At 75.4% G+C, this 3,455-nt stretch carries 3 protein-coding genes; 2 read left to right on the top strand and 1 reads right to left on the bottom strand.

Annotation, left to right across the window (positions count from 1 at the left end):
• The coding region (locus VFL99_RS07450) for a hypothetical protein (RefSeq protein WP_325105704.1) at positions 1-697 on the bottom strand (697 nt) is incomplete at its 3' end.
• Positions 698-880: 183 nt separating this feature from the next.
• On the opposite strand from VFL99_RS07450, the gene VFL99_RS07455 reads away from it, so the two are divergent.
• Both VFL99_RS07455 and VFL99_RS07460 read left to right on the top strand, forming a co-directional pair.
• Positions 881-2,929, top strand: a complete 2,049-nt coding sequence (locus tag VFL99_RS07455) for a sensor histidine kinase (protein ID WP_325105705.1) — start codon at positions 881-883, stop codon at positions 2,927-2,929.
• On the top strand, positions 2,920-3,455 hold a 536-nt coding region (locus VFL99_RS07460; protein ID WP_325105706.1), incomplete at its 3' end, for a response regulator transcription factor. The genes VFL99_RS07455 and VFL99_RS07460, both read left to right, overlap by 10 nt.

Genomic DNA, 3,455 nt, shown 5'->3' on the forward strand with positions numbered 1-3,455 from the left:
CCGCCGGCGGCAGGTCGAAGTCCTCGTCCCGGGACCGGACGAGCGCGACGGAGGCTCCGGCATACCCGAGGGCGGTGAGCACCCAGCTCCCGGCCGCGGCCACCGGGAAGCCGGCCACGGCCACGTGCAGCGGACCCGACACGGCGAGCGCGACGGCGGCCCAGCGCGGAGCCCCGGGCGTGCGCCACAGGGCGCACCCGAGCAGCACCAGGCCAATCAGCTGCCCGACGAGGAAGATCCCGACGGCAACGTTCGCGGACGGGTGACCGGCCGCGAGGTCGATGACGCTGGCGACGCGCGTGACGTCATACCCGCCCTCCGCGGCGACGCGCACGACCTGGTCGGTGTTCGGGATGGCCCACGTCATGCCGAATCCGACCAGGCACGACAGCCCACCGGCCAGCGCCAGCCGCGGCGCCGCGCGGCGGACGGTCCAGGCGACGGCCATCGTCGCGGGCACCGCGAGCAGCACGCCGAGGAAGCCCATCCACAGGGCCAGCGTGAGCCGTCCCGGCGCAGCGGCACCGGCGGTGAGCTGCTCCCGGGCGGTGGCGAACTCGCCGTACGGCACGAAGACCGCCTCGGCCGCCACGGCGAGCATGGGCAGCGGGGCGAGCAGCGCCAGGCCCCAGCGCCAGGTCCGGCGCAGGTCGCGGGGACGACGTCGCGAGGTGGTGGCGGTGGGGGTGGTCGACATGGCCGGCTCCTTCGGCTAGCAGTCCGATGCGCCCACGCTCCTCGCCGCAGCGGCCGGGCACATCGGGGCGGCCACCCGAGCACTCCGGGGGCCCGCACCGGCCCGGGCTCCGTGCTGAGACGTCCGTACTGCTCCGTGCTGATACGGAGGCCCGGGGCCGCCGCGAGTCACTACCCTTCCTTCATGCAGCGCCCCCTCCGCTGGGCGACCGCCGCGACCGCGGCGAGCGCCATGTTCCTGGCCGGGCTGGTCTGGGAGCTCAGCGTGTCTCGCGTCGCCTCCGACGCCTGGTATGCCGTGTCGTTCGTCGCCGTCGGGTCCGTCCCCATGGCCATGGGCTGGCTCGTGCTCCGGCACGCCCGCGGGCCGGGCGGATCCGGCGGGGCCGTGGTCGGGGCGCTGCTGTGCTGGATGGGGCTGCTGCCGTTCAGCGGGGCGTTCAGCGACCTCTACGTGGTGCAGGTGGAGCGCGCCCCGGACTCGCTCCCGGTGGCGTCCTGGCTGGTCGGGGGGATGTCGACGCTGTGGACCGGGCTGTACCTGGTGCCGGCGCTGTTGCTGCTGCACTTCCCCGACGGACGGCTGCCGACGCCGCGGTGGCGCTGGGTGCCCCGAGCGCTCGTGGCGGCGATGGTGATGATGTTCGTCCTGGGCGTGGTGGGCCCCGGGCCGAACGACCCACCGTTCGACGACGAGATCCGCTTCCCCCGCTTCCCGTGGACCGTCCCGCCGGCGCTTGAGGTGCTCTTCGGCATCCTCGCCGTGCTGTCCCTGCTGACCCTGTTCGGCGGCCTGGTCGCGAGCGCGGTGTCCGTCTGGCTGCGCCGGCGCCGGGCGGCGGAGGTCACGCTGCGCGCCCAGCTGCGGTGGATCTCGCTCGCGGCGATGGGGCTGCCGCTGACCCTGCTGCTGTGCTGGACGAGCTACTTCCTCCTCCGCGGACCCGACCTCGTGGTGGTCGGGCTCGTCGTCACGTGGATCGCCCTGCCCGTCGCGACGTGGATCGCCATGGTGCACCACGACCTCTACAACGTGGACCGGCTCACGGCGACGGCGGTCACCTGGACCGCGGTCATGGCCGTCCTGCTGCTCGGCTACACGGTCGCCGCGGTCACGGTGGGCACGCTGCTCGGCCGGCGGGCCCCGATCGCCGCCACCCTGGCGACCCTGGTCCTCGCGCTCGCGCTGGCGCCCCTGCGGCCCCGGCTGGGCCGGCGGGTCGACCGCTGGCTCTACCCCGCCCGTGCCCGGCTGCGCACCGACGTCGAGCACCTGCTGGCCGACGTGCGCTCCGGGACCACCGCGCCGGAACAGCTCGAGGCCACCCTGCGCCGCGCGCTCGCCGAGCCGGCGCTGCGGGTCGGCTTCGTCGTGCCCGGCTCGCCGGTGCTGCACGCCACCGACGGCCGGCCGCTCGCCGCCCCTGCGCCCGGCGCGCGCCGGAGCGAGCACCGGCCCGACGACGCGGCCACCGGCGCCCCGATCGTCCTCGGCGAGCACCTCGTCGGCCGGGTCGACGGGATCAGCCCCGCCTCGGCGGCCCTGCTGCACGAGCTGCGCGAGCCCATCGCGCTGGTCGCCGAGATGGCCCGGCTGCGGATCGAGCTCACCACCGCGCTGCGCCAGACCGAGGAGTCCCGCCGGCGCCTGCAGTCGGTCGGGTATGCCGAGCGCCGCAAGCTGGAGCGCGACCTGCACGACGGTGCCCAGCAGCGGCTCGTCTCGCTCGGCATGAACCTGCGGGTGGCCCAGCGCCACCTCGCCCCGACCGACACCGACGTGCAGGACCTGATCGACACGACGGTCGCCGAGCTGGGCACGGCGGTGAGCGAACTGCGGCAGCTGGCACACGGCATACGGCCGTCCTGCCTGGACGACGGGCTGGGAGCCGCGCTCGCCTCGCTCACCGAGGCGGGACCGGTGCCGGTGACCGTCGTGGTACGGGCCGGGCAGCTACCGGACGACGTGACGGCGACGGCGTACTACGTGGTCATGGAGGCGGTCACCAACGCCATCAAGCACGCCGGTGCCTCCCGGATCGAGGTGGCGGTCGAGCAGCACGAGGCGGTCCTCGCGGTCCGGGTCTGCGACGACGGCCGGGGCGGGGCCGACCAGTCCGGCGCGGGCTGGTCCGGCCTGCGCGACCGGATCACGGCGGTCGGCGGGTCCCTGGCCGTGCACAGCCCGCCAGAAGCCGGGACCAGGGTGGAGGTGCTGCTGCCGTGCGCGTGATCATCGGCGAGGACTCGGCCCTGTTCCGGGAAGGCCTGGCGCGGCTGCTGGCCGACCGCGGGCACGAGATCGTCGGCCTGGCGCCGGACGCGCTGACGCTGGAGCAGACGGTCCACGAGACCCCGTGCGACGTGGTCGTCATCGACGTCCGGATGCCGCCGGACCACACCGACGACGGCGCCCGGGCCGCCCGCCGCATCCGGATGCGCCACCCGGGCCTCGGGATCCTGCTGCTGTCCCAGCACGTCGAGAGCAAGCACTCGGTCGACCTCGTGGCGGCGGGGCGGTTCGGCTACCTGCTCAAGGACCGGGTGCTCGACGTGGACGAGTTCCTCGACGCCCTGGACCGGGTAGCGGCCGGCGGCTCCGTGCTCGACGCCGAGGTCGTCTCCCGCCTGCTCGGCGCCCGCCGGGCGGGCGACCCGCTGGCCACGCTCACCCCCCGCGAGCGGGACGTGCTCGCGCTGATGGCCGAGGGGCGCAGCAACGCCGCGATCGCCCGCCGCCTCTGGCTCACGCCGCGCAC

This window comes from Segeticoccus sp., assembly GCF_035708005.1.

Bases quoted from the DNA above. Each gene is read 5' to 3' on its own strand.
- VFL99_RS07455 (WP_325105705.1), top strand. From the start codon at position 881: ATGCAGCGCCCCCTCCGCTGGGCGACCGCCGCGACCGCGGCGAGCGCC.